Origin of the sequence: Candidatus Thiodiazotropha sp. CDECU1 (assembly GCF_963455295.1) — a bacterium.
Taxonomy (GTDB): domain Bacteria; phylum Pseudomonadota; class Gammaproteobacteria; order Chromatiales; family Chromatiaceae; genus Thiodiazotropha.
Genome location: NZ_OY734020.1, coordinates 3,015,204 through 3,030,541 on the forward strand (window position 1 = coordinate 3,015,204; position 15,338 = coordinate 3,030,541).

Genomic DNA, 15,338 nt, shown 5'->3' on the forward strand with positions numbered 1-15,338 from the left:
GATCATGTCAGATCATTCCGTTGCAATCGTGACCGGCGCCAACCGTGGGCTCGGTTTGGAGACCAGCCGGCAGTTGGCCGGGCTTGGTTATCATGTGCTACTGACCAGTCGTAATGAGGTGGACGGGCAGGCCGCGCAGCAGTTGCTGCTAAACGAAGGCCTGGATGTCTCTTACCACCCCCTGGATGTGCGCAGCGAGGCCTCCATCCAGGCTCTGGCACAACATTTCCGGCAACATCACGCACGCCTGCAGGTGCTGGTGAATAATGCCGGCATCTTTCCCGACCCTGCCCCATGGGAATCGGAGAGCACCATCTTCGACTGTGACAGTGAGACCATTCTCGAGGGCTTTGAGACCAATACCCTTGGTCCGTTGCGGCTTTGCCAGGCACTTATCCCGTTGATGGAGGGTAGGGGTTGCGTGGTCAATGTCTCATCGGGCATGGGCCAGCTCAGTGAGATGGACGGCTGCTGCCCATCCTACCGTCTATCCAAGACCGCCCTGAATGCGGTGACCAGGATCTTTTCCCAGGAGCTGAAACAGACCCGGATAAAGATCAATTCCGTCTGCCCCGGCTGGGTACGCACGGATATGGGAGGTAAGGAAGCGGACCTGCCCGTAACAGAAGGTGCAAAGGGTATAGTCTGGGCGGCCACCCTGGGGGAGGATGGACCGAGTGGCGGTTTTTTCCGCTTTGGGGAGGCCATAGATTGGTAGTCATGGCGATGGATGATTCAGTTGAGTTGTGATTCCAGCTCGTCTATCCGTGCCTTGAGATCGTCTATCTCACTACCCATCTCTTTCACCAGCGATTCCAGCTGCTCGATGCGTGAGGGCTGGCCTGATGCCAGACCCGCTTCCGTGATATCCGGCTGGTCTAGCTCAATCTGTTGTTCCACATCGCCACAAAACAGATGTGCATAGCGGGATTCCCGTCGTCCCGGTTCACGCGCCAGACGCACCATAAAGGGTCCGTCCTCCCGTTGCATCAATCCGTGCAGGACCGATTCCACCTCATGCACATCGGAGAATTGGCACAATCGATTTGTCCGGCTGCGCAGCTCCCCCGGTGTCTGAGGCCCCCTGAGGAGTAACACACAGACGATTCCCCGTTCCTGGGGTGAAAACTCAAGCGCCCCAAAACCCGTATTGCAAAATCGATGTTGATATTTCGCCACGCGACTGCCAAACCCGGTACGATCGCTGACAAGGTGCTTTTTCATCAACTCATCCAAGAGATTTTGTACCTCCTCCTCTTGCAGCTGCAGTACAGGGTCCCGACTGCTCTTCTGGTTGCAGGCATTGGTTAAAGCGGCGAGCGAGAGTGGATACTGGTCAGGGGTGGTGACCTCTTTTTCCAGCAGGCAACCTATAACGCGTGCCTCTAAGGGTGTGATCTCTATTTTCATTGTAACTATACGTAACCAGACATGACTTGATTGACAGGGCTTGTAAAACCTCAATACTCGGTTTGTCTAAAGCATGTCACGAAATTTAAAACATACAAAGTGATTTTTCTCCTTTGCGAACCTTAGTGGCTCATTCAGATGGTTGCTAGAATTCAGAGTGTGCCCATCAATGGTTCTATGGACGTATGAATCATTTCAAATCAGCCCTACACAGACTGTTCCAGCCCGCTGCAGATCAACGCTTGGTCAGCTGGTTGTTTCTGCGTCTGCTGGCCCTGGTCTACCTGGCGGCTTTTGCCTCCTTATCGGTCCAGATCACAGGCTTGGTTGGTGAAACCGGCATCCTTCCCCTGGATGAACATTTCAGCTTGGCGGCAGAACACTATGGGAAGGGCGCCTGGGTCTGGTTTCCCTCCATTTTCTGGATTACCGGGGCCAGTGATCTGGCGCTTAAGGGGGTGAGTCTGCTGGGGATTCTTCTCTCTTTACTGCTGCTGTTGGGGCACAGGGAGAGGCTGAATCTGATACTGCTGTTTCTGCTCTATCTCTCCCTCTATCACGCGGGACAGATATTCACCAACTTTCAATGGGACACCCTGTTGCTGGAAGCAGGATTTCTCGCCATATTCCTGGTGGGCGGTGGCAACCTGTTACTGATCTTCCTATTCGATTGGCTGCTGTTTCGATTGCGCTTCATGTCCGGTGTATTCAAGTTGGTCAGCGGCGATCCATCCTGGTCCGGTTTGACCGCGCTTAACCACTACTTTGAAACCCAGCCCCTACCCCATATCGGTGCCTGGTACGCTCATCAGCTGCCGGAGCTGCTGCTCAAGGCCGGGGTGATACTGACCCTGTTCAGTGAGCTGCTGGTACCCTTTCTGATCTTTTTTCCCCGCCGTTTCCGCTATACAGCTGCGGCGATCACCCTCCTGATGCAACTGCTGATTATCGCCACCAGCAATCACAATTTCATCAATCTGCTGACCATCATACTCTGTCTCTTTCTGCTCCATGATCCACTGCTGAAACGGGTGGTTCCTACCCGGCTCTTGAATCGGATTGAAACACCTGAGAGTTCCCCAGGCCGACTGAGGACAGGAGTGATCGTCATCGTTACATTGCTGATCCTCCCCGCCAGTCTGATCAGCTTCACCAATTATCTGCTCCGTCCCCCTGTTCTGCCGCAGTCGCTGCTAGGCTTCAGTCAATCTGTACAGCGACTGGGTATCGGCCATATCTTCCACGTCTTTCCCACCATGCAGACTCAGAGACAGGAGCTGGTAATCCAAGGATCGAATGATGGTAAAACCTGGCAAGTCTACGAGTTCGGCTATAAACCCGGCGATCCATCCCAAGCCCCGGCGATGATCATTCCACATCAGCCACGACTTGACTGGATGGTCTGGTTCGTCCCCACCCAACAAGGGCTGCAAATGGAGTGGTTCGGTCGCTTCTTACAACGCTTACACCAGGGATCTGCAACGGTTTCTGCACTCTTGGACCACAACCCCTTCCCCGATACCCCCCCGCGCTATCTGCGGGTGGACAGTTTTAAATACAGTTTCACCACTGCCCAGGAGAGGGAGCAGAACGGTAATTGGTGGAAGACTGAATACCTGGGGCAATTTCCGCAGGTGACACCGAGAAGGCCCTGAGATAGAACCGGTGGATCAATATAGGATCTATTTCATTACCATGAAAGAATCGGAACCCTGACTACCCATGGAGTGATTGTATGATTGGGTGAGAATCTCTTCTGCCTTGACGACCATACGCCTGATATCAAGGATGGTTGCTTCAATAGGAAAGTGCTTGATGCCGTAGATCTCACTGCCTCTGAATTCAGCTTCAAAACCACAGCTGTGGCTGATCAGATTTAGGTTGGCATCTATGTCCCAATCATCTTGGTTATCGCTGAACTGAATCATCGAAATTGTCCTTTTTCGAAATTAACATTACAAAAGTGTATGTAAAGATATTACCACCAAACCATCCACAAGCGGGTGGCAAAACGGTGGTTAATATCCTTAACGGTAGTAAAAAGTGGATAAGCTGAACAGACGTAAAAACCCTACCGAATGCCACTGGTTGATAGGTTCTGCCTATTTTATACTGGCATGCACTTTTAGTTCCTAGACTGCTCCACTCAATGTACTGTTTTTACTGTAAAAGAGAGATATCACCATGCTCAGGCTGTATGGCATACCCAATTGCGACACGATGAAAAAGGCCCGTCAATGGCTGGATGAGAGGAATATCGTTTATGAATTTCATGACTATAAAAAACTTGGGATTGAGGAAAAGCTGTTGCGCCAGTGGGTCGAGAAGGTTGGCTGGGAAACCTTGCTCAACCGTCGCGGTATGATGTGGCGAAAACTGGACGACAGGGTAAAGGCTGAAATCGATGAAGCGAGCGCCATCCGGGTCATGCTTGAGACCCCTTCAATCATCAAACGACCCGTACTCCAGATTGGAAAAACCCTGCATGTCGGGTTCAAGGAGGAACTCTATTCCGAACTATTCGGTTAGAGCCTGCTCAATGCACTGTCTGACTACCCATCATGCCAACCCTGGGAAGACAACGTTGCGCCAATTTCAGCAGATAAATAGGATTGAGAATCTAATCAGACGTGAGCGAAGCGAACCCATCCACTAAAAACTCAAAACTCAAAACTCAAAACTCAAAACTCAAAACTCAAGGGTTAGGATCTTACTCTCCTACTCTCACACAATCTCTGTATAATGGCCCGTTTTTCGGTTTCCTGAGGTGTAGCATGATCAAAATCAATGAGAACTATAAGAAACTCCAGGCCTCATACCTGTTCTCAGACATCGCCAAGCGAGTTGCCGCTTTTCAGCAGGCCAACCCGGAAAAGCACATCATCCGTCTGGGCATAGGTGATGTCACCCGCGCCCTGCCGGATGCCTGCATCAAGGCCTTTCATGCAGCCGTTGACGAAATGGCCAATGACTCCACCTTCCATGGCTATGGCCCTGAACAGGGTTACGATTTTCTGCGCGAGGCGATCGCCAAGGGGGATTTCCAATCCCGTGGCTGCAGCATCGAGGCCGATGAGATCTTCGTCAGTGATGGCGCCAAATGCGATTCAGGCAACTTTCAGGAGATTTTCGCCAACGATATTCGGGTTGCCATTCCGGATCCTGTCTACCCGGTCTATGTGGACACCAACGTGATGGCAGGACGCACCGGTGAGGCGGAAGCGGGACGCTACACGGGTCTCACCTACCTGGAAGGTACCCGGGAGAACGGCTTTATACCCGGCCTGCCCAGTGAGCCGGTGGATCTGATCTATCTCTGCTTCCCCAACAATCCCACCGGGGCCACCGCCACCAAGGCGCAGTTGCAGCAGTGGGTCGACTATGCCAAGGCCAACAAGGCCCTGGTCCTGTTCGATGCCGCCTACGAGGCCTTTGTCCAGGATGAGACCCTGCCCCGCTCGATCTACGAGATCGAGGGAGCTCAGGAGGTTGCCGTGGAGTTTCGCAGTTTCTCCAAGACCGCCGGCTTCACCGGGACACGCTGCGCCTATACCGTGGTACCCAAGGCTTGCAAAGCCTATACCGCATCCGGTGAGGCGGTCTCGATCCAGGACCTGTGGAACCGCCGCCATACGACCAAGTTCAACAGTGTCTCCTATCCTGTGCAGCGGGCCGCCGAGGCGGTCTACAGCGAGCAGGGGCGCGCCCAGATCAGCGAACTGGTCAGTTACTATCTGAAGAATGCGAAATATATCCGCGAACAGATGGAGGGCCTGGGTTATAACTGCATTGGCGGTGAGAACTCACCCTATATATGGATCGACGCCAAGGGTGACTCATGGGATCTGTTCGATATGCTGCTCAACAAGGCGGGTGTGGTCTGTACCCCGGGCGCAGGTTTCGGTAAATGCGGTGAGGGCTATATTCGTATCAGCGCCTTCAACAGTTTTGAGAATGTACAGGATGCCATGAACAGAATCAGCGGAGCCCTATAGTGCCCATCTCAGCAGATCTTGCCAAGCGTCTTGAGGGATCCCTGGAGGATATCGTCGAGCACTTTGGCACTCCTTTTCATATCTATGATGAGAAGGGTATCAGAGAGAACGGCGAAGCCCTCATCCGGGCCTTTGCCGGGGTTGATTCATTTCGTGAATATTTTGCCGTCAAGGCACTGCCGAACCCCAGCATCATGAAGATCATGCAGGAGCTGGGATTCGGCTTCGATTGCAGTTCCATTACAGAACTGCTGCTGAGCCGGCAGGTCGGCGCCAGCGGTGAACAGATCATGTTCACCTCCAACAATACCAGCCCGGCTGAGTTCGCTGTGGCAGAGGCCGACGGTGGCTGCGTGCTCAATCTTGACGACATCTCCCTGATCGACAAGGTGCCGCAGATGCCGGAACTGATCTGTTTCCGCTACAACCCGGGGGAACGGCGCAGCGGCAACAGCATCATCGGCAACCCTCTCGAATCAAAATACGGTGTGGCTCACGATCAGCTGCTGGATGCCTACAAAAAGGCGATGCAACGGGGTGCCCGTCGCTTCGGACTGCACACCATGCTGGCATCCAATGAACTCAATCATGCCTATATGGTCGAGACCGCGCGGATGTTACTGGACAGGGTTGTATGGCTCTCCGAAAAGCTCGATATACGTTTTGACTTCATCAACATCGGCGGTGGTCTCGGGATCCCCTATCGTCCCCAGGAAAGGCCCCTCGATATCGTGAGCATGGGCAAGGAGATCGCCGAGTTGTTCCGTAGCTTCAAGGCGCATCACGGTTATGCCCCCAGACTTATTCTCGAGAGTGGGCGCTATATCACCGGACCCTATGGGGTACTGGTTACCCGCGCCATAAACCGCAAAGAGATATATCGCACCTACGTGGGTGTCGACTCATGCATGTCGTCTCTCATGAGGCCGGGCATGTATGATGCCTATCACCATCTATCGGTACTCGGCAAGGAGGGTGAGCAGGAGACGGTGGATGTGGTGGGTTCTTTGTGTGAGAACAATGACAAATTCGCCATCCAACGCCCCCTGCCGGCCATCCAGGATGGGGATATCCTGCTGATTCACGATACCGGCGCCCATGGCCATGCCATGGGCTTTAACTATAACGGCAAGACCAGACCCAAGGAGCTGCTGCTGCGCAGCGACGGCAGTGTGGATCTGATTCGTCGCGAAGAGAGCGTGGACGACCTCTTCGCCACCCTGAACTTTGCGCCTGACCGGTTTATACCTGGCTGATTGGTAGCTCGCGAAGCGCTCCCACCCGGCGCCAATACCCAGGTTCCCAATAGCCAAACATCACCGTCACAGCCTGCGAAATTAGTGGTTCGTGGCCATCAAGAACGGCATTCTTCGATTTGGCTTAGGTCATTGATTTCTCTAAAAACTCCTTTAATTCCCGCATCTTACAAATAACCATAATTTGAGTAGTGGTTCTCAAAAATGGTGCGAGAGGCCATTCGGATACTCAAGGTTCATTGCCCCATACCGCTGACCACACAGAACCGAGCTGTAAAAAGAATCAATTCCGGGAGAAAACCCATGGAGCTATTTTTCGTCATTTCCGCCTTCGTGCTGATCGGCCTGTTTTATGTCTATAAGCACACCCTGTCCAACCCAACCAAGAACAACAGGATCAACATCGACAACTTCCAGGAGCAGATCGAAACTGCCCTGACCCTTCCCCGGGATTCAGCTGATGATTGGCAAAATGAACCCGCCACGGAAGCCATGCTGCAAGAGATGGCCGATCGGGGTATCTGGCTGAATCAGCAACTGACCAAGGGCCAGGCCATGAATATTCTCGGTCTCTTCACCCCGCCCGACGGCAGGCAGGTGGATATCCTGAAGCACTTCAATATCCCCTACTCATTCAAGATGAATCAGACCATGGCCTATTATCTGATTCGTGAGTTGTTCAAGGATCCGGCGAAGGTTGCAGAGTGGAACAATCGTCCACCTACCACCACAGTACGCCAGGGTCTGCTATTCATGGAAGGAAAGCTGATCAGCGGTATGACCCATGTGGAGGCCCAACATCGGCTCGATAAGCTGGGCATGACCTATCCGGAACAGTATCGGGAGTGGAAGCAGATCGACCGGCTGTTTCTGGAAACCAACAATCCGGAAGTTCGGGCCAAATTCCAAGTGCGTAAAATCACCTGGAAGCGCTTCTATGAGAGCTATGATGCAGTCAAGGCAACCGGAGTCAATCCGCGGGTGATGAGTGGTGAACACATCATCGAATACTCACTGAGACAGGATGACAGCATCGTGGCACATGCCAAGATTCGCGACGCGATGCAGCCTGCATCCTCCTGAGCCAGATTATCAAGACAGGGATGTCAGGCCTGGCGCTCAAGCATAGACGTCGATACCTAGGACCTCGCTGATGTAGTCTCGCTCCTGGTCTGCCTGTACCGACTGGTAAGAGGCGAGCGCACGTTGTTTGCTGGGATCGTCATTAATCTGGCTGAAGCTTGGTCTCGATTGCTGGCGTTGCAGCAACTGCTCTGCCTGTTTCACATGCTCCACACTGCGCAGTGTGGGTGAGGTCTCACCGACCAGTGAGGCAAGTGGGAGGGTTTGAGTCATCCGCGCAGCACTCTCCCGCTGCTGCTCCAGCGAGAGGGTCATGGATGGCAATGTCAGAGAGTGGGATATCTGCATTGGCTACTCAAACCAGGTATTGTGCCGAAACACCCTTAACTGGAGACCGATTCCACGCTATAGCCCGCCTCGACGACAGCGTTGACCAGGGCCTCCTGGTCCGCGCTACCGGTAACGACAGCCTGTGCCTCTTCAAGACTGACCTCCGCATTCACCACACCCGGTTGGGCCTGCAGCGCCTTGCTGACGTTCATTACACAGTGTGGGCAGGTCATGCCACTGACTTTCAGCGTGATACTCAAGGGTGCCTCCTTTGAAGCCTGAAAAAATCGCAATCTGTTGGCATTGGTGACAACGGTCACCGACGATAGTGCCATCGCCGCACTGGCAAACATGGGCGGTAACAACCAACCGGTGAGAGGATAGAGCACACCCGCTGCCATCGGGATACCAATCACATTATAGATAAATGCGCCAAAAAGGTTCTGTTTTATGTTCCTCAAGGTTGCCCTGGAGAGGGCAATCGCCGTGGAGACATTGAGCAGGGAATCGCCGACCAGGGTGATATCCGCATTCTCTATGGCCACATCGGTGCCGCTGCCGATGGCAAATCCTGTGTCAGCCTGGGCGAGGGCCGGGGCATCATTGACGCCATCCCCCACCATCCCGACACGATGGCCCTGCTGCTGCAATCCCTTCACTATATCGAGCTTCTGTGCCGGCAGTAGTTCACTGTGGACCGCTCCAACCCCCAGTGCCCGCGCCACCGCTTCTACGGTAGCGCGGTTGTCTCCACTGCAGATGACCAGTTCAACCCCATGCTCTCTGAGAGACTCCACGGCAGTTTGACTGTCGTGACGCAGGGGATCCTTGAGAATCAGCAGCCCGAGGAACCTCCCCTCCCCCATGACCCACACCGGTGTGCCCGCTTGTGCGGCCTCTCGTTCGGCATGTGCCAGCAGTTCGGCAGGGGGGGCGAGACGATTTGAGGTCAGGAGTTGATTCCCTCCCAACTCCACGGTCATCCCCGATACACTCCCCTCCACACTTCGTCCCGGGTGGGAGTTGAACGCCGCTACGGGGAGCAGGTCAATCCCAAGCTGACCCGCGTAATCGACTATCGCCTCCGCCAATGGGTGCGACGCCTGGGATTCAACACTGGCAGCGAGGGCGATCAGCTCTCTTCTCTCCACTCCCGCTACAGGGTAGAGGGAGGTGACCGTGGGAGATCCCCGGGTAAGGGTACCGGTCTTGTCCACCACCAGGTGGGTCAGACCGCTGGCCCGCTGCAGCCCTTCACTGTTTCTGATCAGGACATTCAACTGGGCGGCGCGGCTGGTCCCCACCATAATCGCAATCGGGGTTGCCAACCCCAGGGCACAGGGACAGGCGATCACCAGCACCGCGATGCTGGCGGTCAGGGCATAGGGTAGCGAGGGTTGCGGCGCCACTATCTGCCAGACGATGAAGGTGATCACGGCGATCACCACAACCACCGGTACGAAGATTGCGGAAACCCTGTCCACAAGCCGCGCGATGGGGGGTTTACTCATCTGCGCCTTGCGCACCATGGCAATGATATGGGCAAGCGTCGTCTCCTCTCCCAGCCGGGTCACCTGAAATCGAAGCGTGCCGTTACGGTTCATGGTGCCCCCGGTAACGAGGGCACCCGGCTGTTTACTCACAGGCAGTGATTCACCGGTCAACATCGATTCATCCACCGTCGACTCACCCTCCACCACCTCGCCATCGATGGGGATGCGCTCACCGGGTCGCACCTGAATCCGGTCACCCAATCTCAGTAGGGAGACTGGGACAGATACCTCCTCTCCCCCATGGATGACCTGGGCGATCTTTGGCGCCAATCCCACCAGGGCACCCACCGCCTCGCTGGTGGTCCGTTTGGCCCGGGTCTCCAGCACATGGCCAAACTGGAGAAAGGCAAGGATCAAAACCGATGCGTCGAAATAGAGCTTCTCCGTCTGCAGCAGCAGACCCTGGGGCTGGACGACGATGAGCAGGGAGGCGAGCCAGGCTGTGCCGGTGCCCAATGCCACCAGGGTATCCATATTGGCGGAGAGATGTTTGGCCTGTTTCCAGGCACCCAGATAGTAGTGGCCACCGCTGAATCGCATCACGAACAGGCACAGGATGGCGATGCCCAACCAGAAACTCTCACCCCCGGACTCACTCACTAATGGGGTGTTACCGCTCATTTCAGCGATCATCAGGGTGATCCCCACCACCCCCGCGAGCAGTGCCCGCTGCCAGGAGCGTCTGACTTCAGCGGCGGCCGCGGCGGCCTCTTCCGCGTAGGGATCGGTGAAAGGCTCCACCAGACGTGCCGATATGCCAGCATGCTCAAGCTCGATCAGGAGTTGCGCGGGATGGAGCCCGGTATGGATGCGCCATGCCCCCTTCTCTTGATCCAAGCCGGCTTCCGGATCCAGGGTCCGCAACAGCCGGGACAGCTGCCGCCGCTGGGCATCTTGAGCAAGACCAGTGATCTCAAGCAGCAGTTCATCCGGTGCGCGGTGGGTGCTATCCAGGTGTGCGCCGTAACCCTGATCGATCACCCGGTCGACCACCTTGTCGGGGTCACCCCCGATCACCTGGGCACGTTTTTCCACCAGGTTGACCACCGCCTCCGAAACCCCATCCACCGAACGGATGGCCCGCTCCACCGCGGCCACACAACTGGCACAGGTCATGTCGTCGATGGTCAGGGTATAGCCATCCGTCAATGTCAGCGCCGCTGTGCCTGTATCCTGCTGAACATCGGTGGCTGGCAGCGGACAGTGGCTAGGCGTCTCGCTCAGGGATTGCGCCTCATAACCGGCCTCCCTGATCGCCGCAATGGCCAGTTGGGGATTCCCCCCGATGATCCGGGCCGTGTTGGATGTGAGACTGACTTCAACCTGTGCTACATCCGGCACGCCGGCGACAGCCTTTTCCACCGCCGCCACGCAGTGCTGACAGGTCATGCCCGTGATCGACAATTGGTAGGCTGCTGCGGGAGAGGTCGTCTCCCTGTCAGCTTGCTGTTGCGAATGCATGCTTGCTAGTGAGGGTCACCCAGCGCTATGGATGGCCCTCTATCCTTTTCCCTATCCGGGAGGCCACTGCATAGTGCGTCCACCCAGCAGGTGCAGATGGATATGGAAGACTGACTGGCCCGCGGCCTCGTTACAGTTGATCACTGTACGGTAGCCCGCGCTATCGATACCCTCCTCCTCTGCCACTTTTTGTGCGGTCAGGATGAGTTTACCCATCAATGCCTGATCATCGGATTCCAGCTCATTGAGGGTGGCGATATGCCGCTTGGGGATGATCAGGATATGGGTTGGGGCCTGTGGATTGATATCCCGGAAGGCAAGCACTTCTTCATCTTCATAGACCTTGTCGGGCTGGATCTCACCACTGATAAATTTGCAGAACAGGCAGTCGCTCATACTCTCTCCTCAAAACTCTGATCGGCCTCGAAAGGCGTGCGCCAATGTTGCACCGTCCACATATTCCAACTCCCCGCCCATGGGAACCCCCTGGGCGATTCGGGTTGTTTTTATATTCCGGCTTGCCGCCATATCGTGAATATATTGGGCCGTCGCATCCCCTTCAATCGTCGGATTGGTGGCAAGAATAATCTCTTTGACCTCGCCCCCGGCAAAACGCTCAGCCAGTTGATCGAGGCCGATCTCCTTCGGCCCTATGCCGTCCAATGGCGAGAGATGCCCGCCCAACACGAAGTAGCAACCCCGGTAGTCGATGGCCTGTTCGATCATGGCCTGATCGGCCGGTGTCTCCACGATGCAGAGCTGGGCCGGATCCCGCTCCGGGTTGGCGCATAGTTGACACAGCTCGCTCTCGCTCAAGGTACGGCAACGGGAACAGTGTCCAACCCTATCCATGGCTTGCGCCAGGATCCTCGACAACTCCCTACCTCCCTCACGATCCCGCTCCAATAGATGATAGGCCATGCGCTGCGCACTCTTGGCTCCCACCCCGGGGAGGCATCTCAAGGCCGAGATCAACTGCTGCAGCAGTGAGGGGCTAGGCATGGCAGCTCCCGATCGATAAATACATAGGGTCTCAGAAAGGCAGTTTCATCCCAGGTGGCAGTCCCAATCCGGCAGTCAACCCGGACATGCTCTCCTGCATCTTCTGGCTGACCCGTTGCGCGGCATCGTTTAGCGCCGCAGCCACCAGATCCTCCAGCATCTCCTTGTCATCCGACATCAGGCTGTCGTCAATCTCAACCCGACGCACTTCATGCTTGCCGTTCATGACCACCTTGACCAGACCGCCCCCGGACTCGCCGGTAACCTCTTCCTGGGCCAATCGCTCTTGCGCCTCCTGCATTTCGGTCTGCATCTTCTGCGCCTGCTTCATCAAATTGCCTAAACCACCTTTCATGGAACTAACCTCATCTCAATCATTTGTCGTCCCCCAATTTCTGACTTTGGGATTCGCTGTGAAAATCGTTAAACAGATTCTAGGATTCACTTTAAGATGCCTGCAAACATCCAAAAACATCAGCACGTTACCGGAATGTCATCAGAATCCGCAAAACATAAAAGCCAATCCAGTGTTGGCCTACATCAACCTCCCGGCTCATCCATCGGCCGGATAGAATCGGTCAGCAGGTGTGCCGAAAACCGCTCCTCCATCTCACGCACCAATGGATCACTCTTCAGCTTGGCCTCAGCCTCCTGCTGACGCTCCTGCTGCTGCCGTTTCTGACGCATCGCCGGTGTCTCATCCTCGGGTACCGCTTCCGTGATCAGGAGTTTTATCTCTTTCCCCAGGAGCCTTGAAATACTCTCCAGCAGGCGCTTTTCCGATTGTCCGACCCGCAACTGCTTCATTGATGCATCCAGCGTCAGACGCAGGGTCTGGCCATCCCAGCTGTCAAAGCTACAGTTGTGGGCGAGCTGGCTGGTGATGCCACCCAGCCGCATAGCGTTGACGAAGCCCTCCCAATCGGAGGGATCATCAGTGGCGGATGGCTTGGCTGTCGGTTGGGTGGCGCTCTTCACGGCCGTGCTTTTTCCAGCAACCGGTTTGACACCCTCTACTGGCTGGGATTTGGCTTGCGAACCGGATGATTCACCCGGCGCCGCTTCGGGTTGGTCCGGTCTGAATGCCAATAGCCGGAGTAGCACCATCTCAAAACCACTGCGTGGATCGGGTGCCAGGGCGAGCTCCTTCTGTCCCAACAACACGATCTGATAAAAGAGCTGCACGTCTTCCGCTGATAGGGTCTGGGCAATCCCGTGCAGACGATCCGGATCATAGACCTCGTCAGGCTCATACTCCGCCACGATCTGCAGCATGCCTATCTGATGCAGCATGGCGAGCAACTCCTGCAGGGCATTGCTGAAGTCAGCCGCGCGCTCCGCCATCTCCGCCACCAGGGAGATCAGTCGCCGACCATCCGAGTTGGCCAATGCCTCGAGCAAAAGATAGATCTGATCGGCACCGATAGTACCGATCATGACAGCCACATCGGTCCCCTTGACCTCTCCACCGCCAAATGCAATGGCCTGATCGAGCAGGCTCAAGCCATCGCGCATACTGCCATCGGCACCCCGGGCGAGCAGGGAGATCGACTGCTCATCGAAGAGGATCTTCTCCTGCTCCAGGATGTGGCGCAGCTGGGATTCGATCTGCTCCCTGTCGAGACGTTTCAGATTGAACTGTAGACAACGGGAGAGAACGGTCACCGGCACCTTTTGCGGATCAGTGGTGGCGAGAATGAATTTCACATGTGGTGGCGGTTCCTCAAGAGTCTTCAATAAAGCATTGAAACTGCTTGCGGAAAACATATGGACTTCATCGATAAGGTAAACCTTGTAACGTCCGCGCACCGGCGCATAGGGAACGTTTTCCAACAGCTCCCGGGTTTGATCCACCTTGGTCCTCGATGCGGCATCCACCTCCAGGAGATCCACAAAGCGTCCCTCGTCGATCTCACGGCAGGCATCACAGACACCACAGGGGGATGCGCTGATCCCTTTTTCGCAATTCAAGGATTTGGCAAAGATTCTCGCCAGGGTGGTCTTGCCCACACCACGGGTACCGGTAAACAGATAGGCATGATGCAGCTGTTCCCGCTCCAAGGCGTTGGTGAGGGCTTTGACCACATGCTGCTGACCCACCAGCTGGCTGAACAACTGGGGTCGCCATTTCCGTGCAAGTACCTGATAAGACATTTAAACGATTCGTCATCCGCGGACTGAAGATGGGCAGTTTAACCCGAATCAGCAGTGGAATCACAGCCGCTAGCAGGGCTGTTTGTCAACTCACGCGACGCGGGTCTCCCTGATGGAGGCAATCAGTTCTTCGAACTCATCATCTTCCGGCGCTTCACCGCCGACACACCAGGCGTGGATTACGGGATCGGGAAAGCCCAACAGCTGAATGAAGAGTCGCTGTAAGCGGGGCGTAAGTCCGGCATAGTGCTGATCCAGAAAGGCTTCCAACAGCACATCCAACTCGAGCATGCCGCGCCGGCACTGCCAACGCAGTCTTTCGATATCCGCCAGATCGTTATCCTCGATAATCATGTGCCAGGCTCAGATGGCATCCTTCAGCATGATGGCCTTGATATGGCCAATCGCCTTGGTGGGATTGAGCTCCTTCGGACAGGATTCCACACAGTTCATAATGGTATGGCAGCGGAACAGCTTATACGGCCCCTCAAGTTTGTCGAGCCGCTCCTCCTTGGCCTGATCACGGCTATCGGCCAGGAACCGACAGGCACTCAATAGTGCCTGGGGACCCAGGAATTTATCCGGATTCCACCAGAAGGATGGACAGGAGGTGGAACAGCAGCCGCACATGATGCACTCATACAGGCCATCGAGTTTGTTTCTCTCTTCAGGCGACTGGAGAATCTCCTGCTCAGGCAATGGGTCCTTGCGAATCAGCCAGGGGTCAACCTGTTTGTATTGGGCATAGAACTGACTCATATCCACCACCAGGTCTCGAATCACCGGGCGGCCTGGAAAAGGTCTGACCTCCACCGGTTCCTTCAAGTCAGCCACAGCTGTAATACAGGCGAGTTTGTTGCTGCCGTTGACATTCACACCATCGGAACCGCAAACCCCTTCACCGCATGAGTGCCTGAAGGTAAAGGACTCATCCTGGGCCTGTATCGCCAGCAGGGCATCACGCAACATCATCCCCTGACGTGGTTCGACATCGAACTCCTGCATATAGGGCTCGTTGTCGGTATCCGGGTTATAACGGTAGACACTGAATTTCATTTCAAAACCTCGTTGCTTCGAGTTTTTAGTTTTGAGTA

16 protein-coding genes are annotated in these 15,338 nt (G+C 55.3%); 6 read left to right on the forward strand and 10 right to left on the reverse strand.

Annotated features, from left to right (window positions below; all coding sequences use genetic code 11):
* Positions 1 to 4 precede the first annotated feature (4 nt).
* A complete protein-coding gene (locus R2K28_RS13695) occupies positions 5 to 718 on the forward strand; it encodes an SDR family oxidoreductase (protein ID WP_316365179.1) in 714 nt (237 codons plus the stop codon).
* A 17-nt stretch (positions 719 to 735) separates the two neighbouring features.
* Here R2K28_RS13695 and R2K28_RS13700 read toward each other — a convergent pair whose 3' ends face one another.
* Complete coding sequence (locus R2K28_RS13700; RefSeq protein WP_316365181.1) at positions 736 to 1,410, reverse strand: YceH family protein; 675 nt, start codon at positions 1,408 to 1,410, stop codon at positions 736 to 738.
* 185 nt (positions 1,411 to 1,595) lie between these two features.
* Between R2K28_RS13700 and R2K28_RS13705 the strand changes: the two genes are divergently transcribed.
* Positions 1,596 to 3,065 carry a lipase maturation factor family protein gene (locus R2K28_RS13705; protein WP_316365184.1) on the forward strand — a complete coding sequence of 490 codons (1,470 nt, stop codon included), beginning with the start codon at positions 1,596 to 1,598 and terminating at the stop codon, positions 3,063 to 3,065.
* A 27-nt stretch (positions 3,066 to 3,092) separates the two neighbouring features.
* Here R2K28_RS13705 and R2K28_RS13710 read toward each other — a convergent pair whose 3' ends face one another.
* Positions 3,093 to 3,338, reverse strand: a complete 246-nt coding sequence (locus tag R2K28_RS13710) for a hypothetical protein (protein ID WP_316365186.1) — start codon at positions 3,336 to 3,338, stop codon at positions 3,093 to 3,095.
* Positions 3,339 to 3,594: 256 nt separating this feature from the next.
* On the opposite strand from R2K28_RS13710, the gene R2K28_RS13715 reads away from it, so the two are divergent.
* The 4 genes from R2K28_RS13715 to R2K28_RS13730 all read left to right on the forward strand — a co-directional run bounded on the left by R2K28_RS13715 (position 3,595) and on the right by R2K28_RS13730 (position 7,744).
* The gene (locus R2K28_RS13715; protein ID WP_316365187.1) at positions 3,595 to 3,939 is read left to right on the forward strand and encodes an ArsC family reductase; all 345 of its coding nucleotides are present in this window, start codon (positions 3,595 to 3,597) and stop codon (positions 3,937 to 3,939) included.
* 245 nt (positions 3,940 to 4,184) lie between these two features.
* Positions 4,185 to 5,405: an LL-diaminopimelate aminotransferase gene (locus tag R2K28_RS13720; protein ID WP_316365188.1), complete on the forward strand. Its 1,221-nt coding sequence runs from the start codon at positions 4,185 to 4,187 to the stop codon at positions 5,403 to 5,405.
* A complete protein-coding gene (locus R2K28_RS13725) occupies positions 5,405 to 6,661 on the forward strand; it encodes a diaminopimelate decarboxylase (RefSeq protein ID WP_316365190.1) in 1,257 nt (418 codons plus the stop codon). Before R2K28_RS13720 ends, R2K28_RS13725 begins: the two co-directional genes overlap by 1 nt.
* Positions 6,662 to 6,964: 303 nt before the next feature.
* Positions 6,965 to 7,744: a hypothetical protein gene (locus R2K28_RS13730; RefSeq protein ID WP_316365191.1), complete on the forward strand. Its 780-nt coding sequence runs from the start codon at positions 6,965 to 6,967 to the stop codon at positions 7,742 to 7,744.
* Between the two features lie 36 nt (positions 7,745 to 7,780).
* Here the strand turns inward: R2K28_RS13730 and R2K28_RS13735 are convergent, their stop codons facing one another.
* The 8 genes from R2K28_RS13735 to R2K28_RS13770 form a co-directional block, all read right to left on the reverse strand.
* Positions 7,781 to 8,092: a hypothetical protein gene (locus R2K28_RS13735; protein ID WP_316365192.1), complete on the reverse strand. Its 312-nt coding sequence runs from the start codon at positions 8,090 to 8,092 to the stop codon at positions 7,781 to 7,783.
* A gap of 35 nt (positions 8,093 to 8,127) precedes the next feature.
* Entirely contained in the window at positions 8,128 to 11,088 is a 2,961-nt protein-coding gene (locus R2K28_RS13740; RefSeq protein WP_316365193.1) for a heavy metal translocating P-type ATPase, read from the reverse strand.
* A 51-nt stretch (positions 11,089 to 11,139) separates the two neighbouring features.
* Positions 11,140 to 11,484, reverse strand: coding sequence for a histidine triad nucleotide-binding protein (locus R2K28_RS13745; RefSeq protein WP_316365195.1), 345 nt, complete (start codon positions 11,482 to 11,484; stop codon positions 11,140 to 11,142).
* A 9-nt stretch (positions 11,485 to 11,493) separates the two neighbouring features.
* Complete coding sequence (recR, locus tag R2K28_RS13750) at positions 11,494 to 12,090, reverse strand: recombination mediator RecR (protein WP_316365196.1); 597 nt, start codon at positions 12,088 to 12,090, stop codon at positions 11,494 to 11,496.
* Positions 12,091 to 12,121: 31 nt separating this feature from the next.
* The gene (locus R2K28_RS13755) at positions 12,122 to 12,445 is read right to left on the reverse strand and encodes a YbaB/EbfC family nucleoid-associated protein (RefSeq protein WP_116445968.1); all 324 of its coding nucleotides are present in this window, start codon (positions 12,443 to 12,445) and stop codon (positions 12,122 to 12,124) included.
* 185 nt (positions 12,446 to 12,630) lie between these two features.
* Entirely contained in the window at positions 12,631 to 14,244 is a 1,614-nt protein-coding gene (dnaX, locus tag R2K28_RS13760; RefSeq protein WP_316365199.1) for a DNA polymerase III subunit gamma/tau, read from the reverse strand.
* A gap of 90 nt (positions 14,245 to 14,334) precedes the next feature.
* Positions 14,335 to 14,598, reverse strand: a complete 264-nt coding sequence (locus R2K28_RS13765; protein ID WP_116445966.1) for an FAD assembly factor SdhE — start codon at positions 14,596 to 14,598, stop codon at positions 14,335 to 14,337.
* A 9-nt stretch (positions 14,599 to 14,607) separates the two neighbouring features.
* On the reverse strand, positions 14,608 to 15,300 hold the full coding sequence (locus R2K28_RS13770; protein WP_316365202.1) for a succinate dehydrogenase iron-sulfur subunit: 693 nt from the start codon (positions 15,298 to 15,300) through the stop codon (positions 14,608 to 14,610).
* Positions 15,301 to 15,338 lie beyond the last annotated feature (38 nt).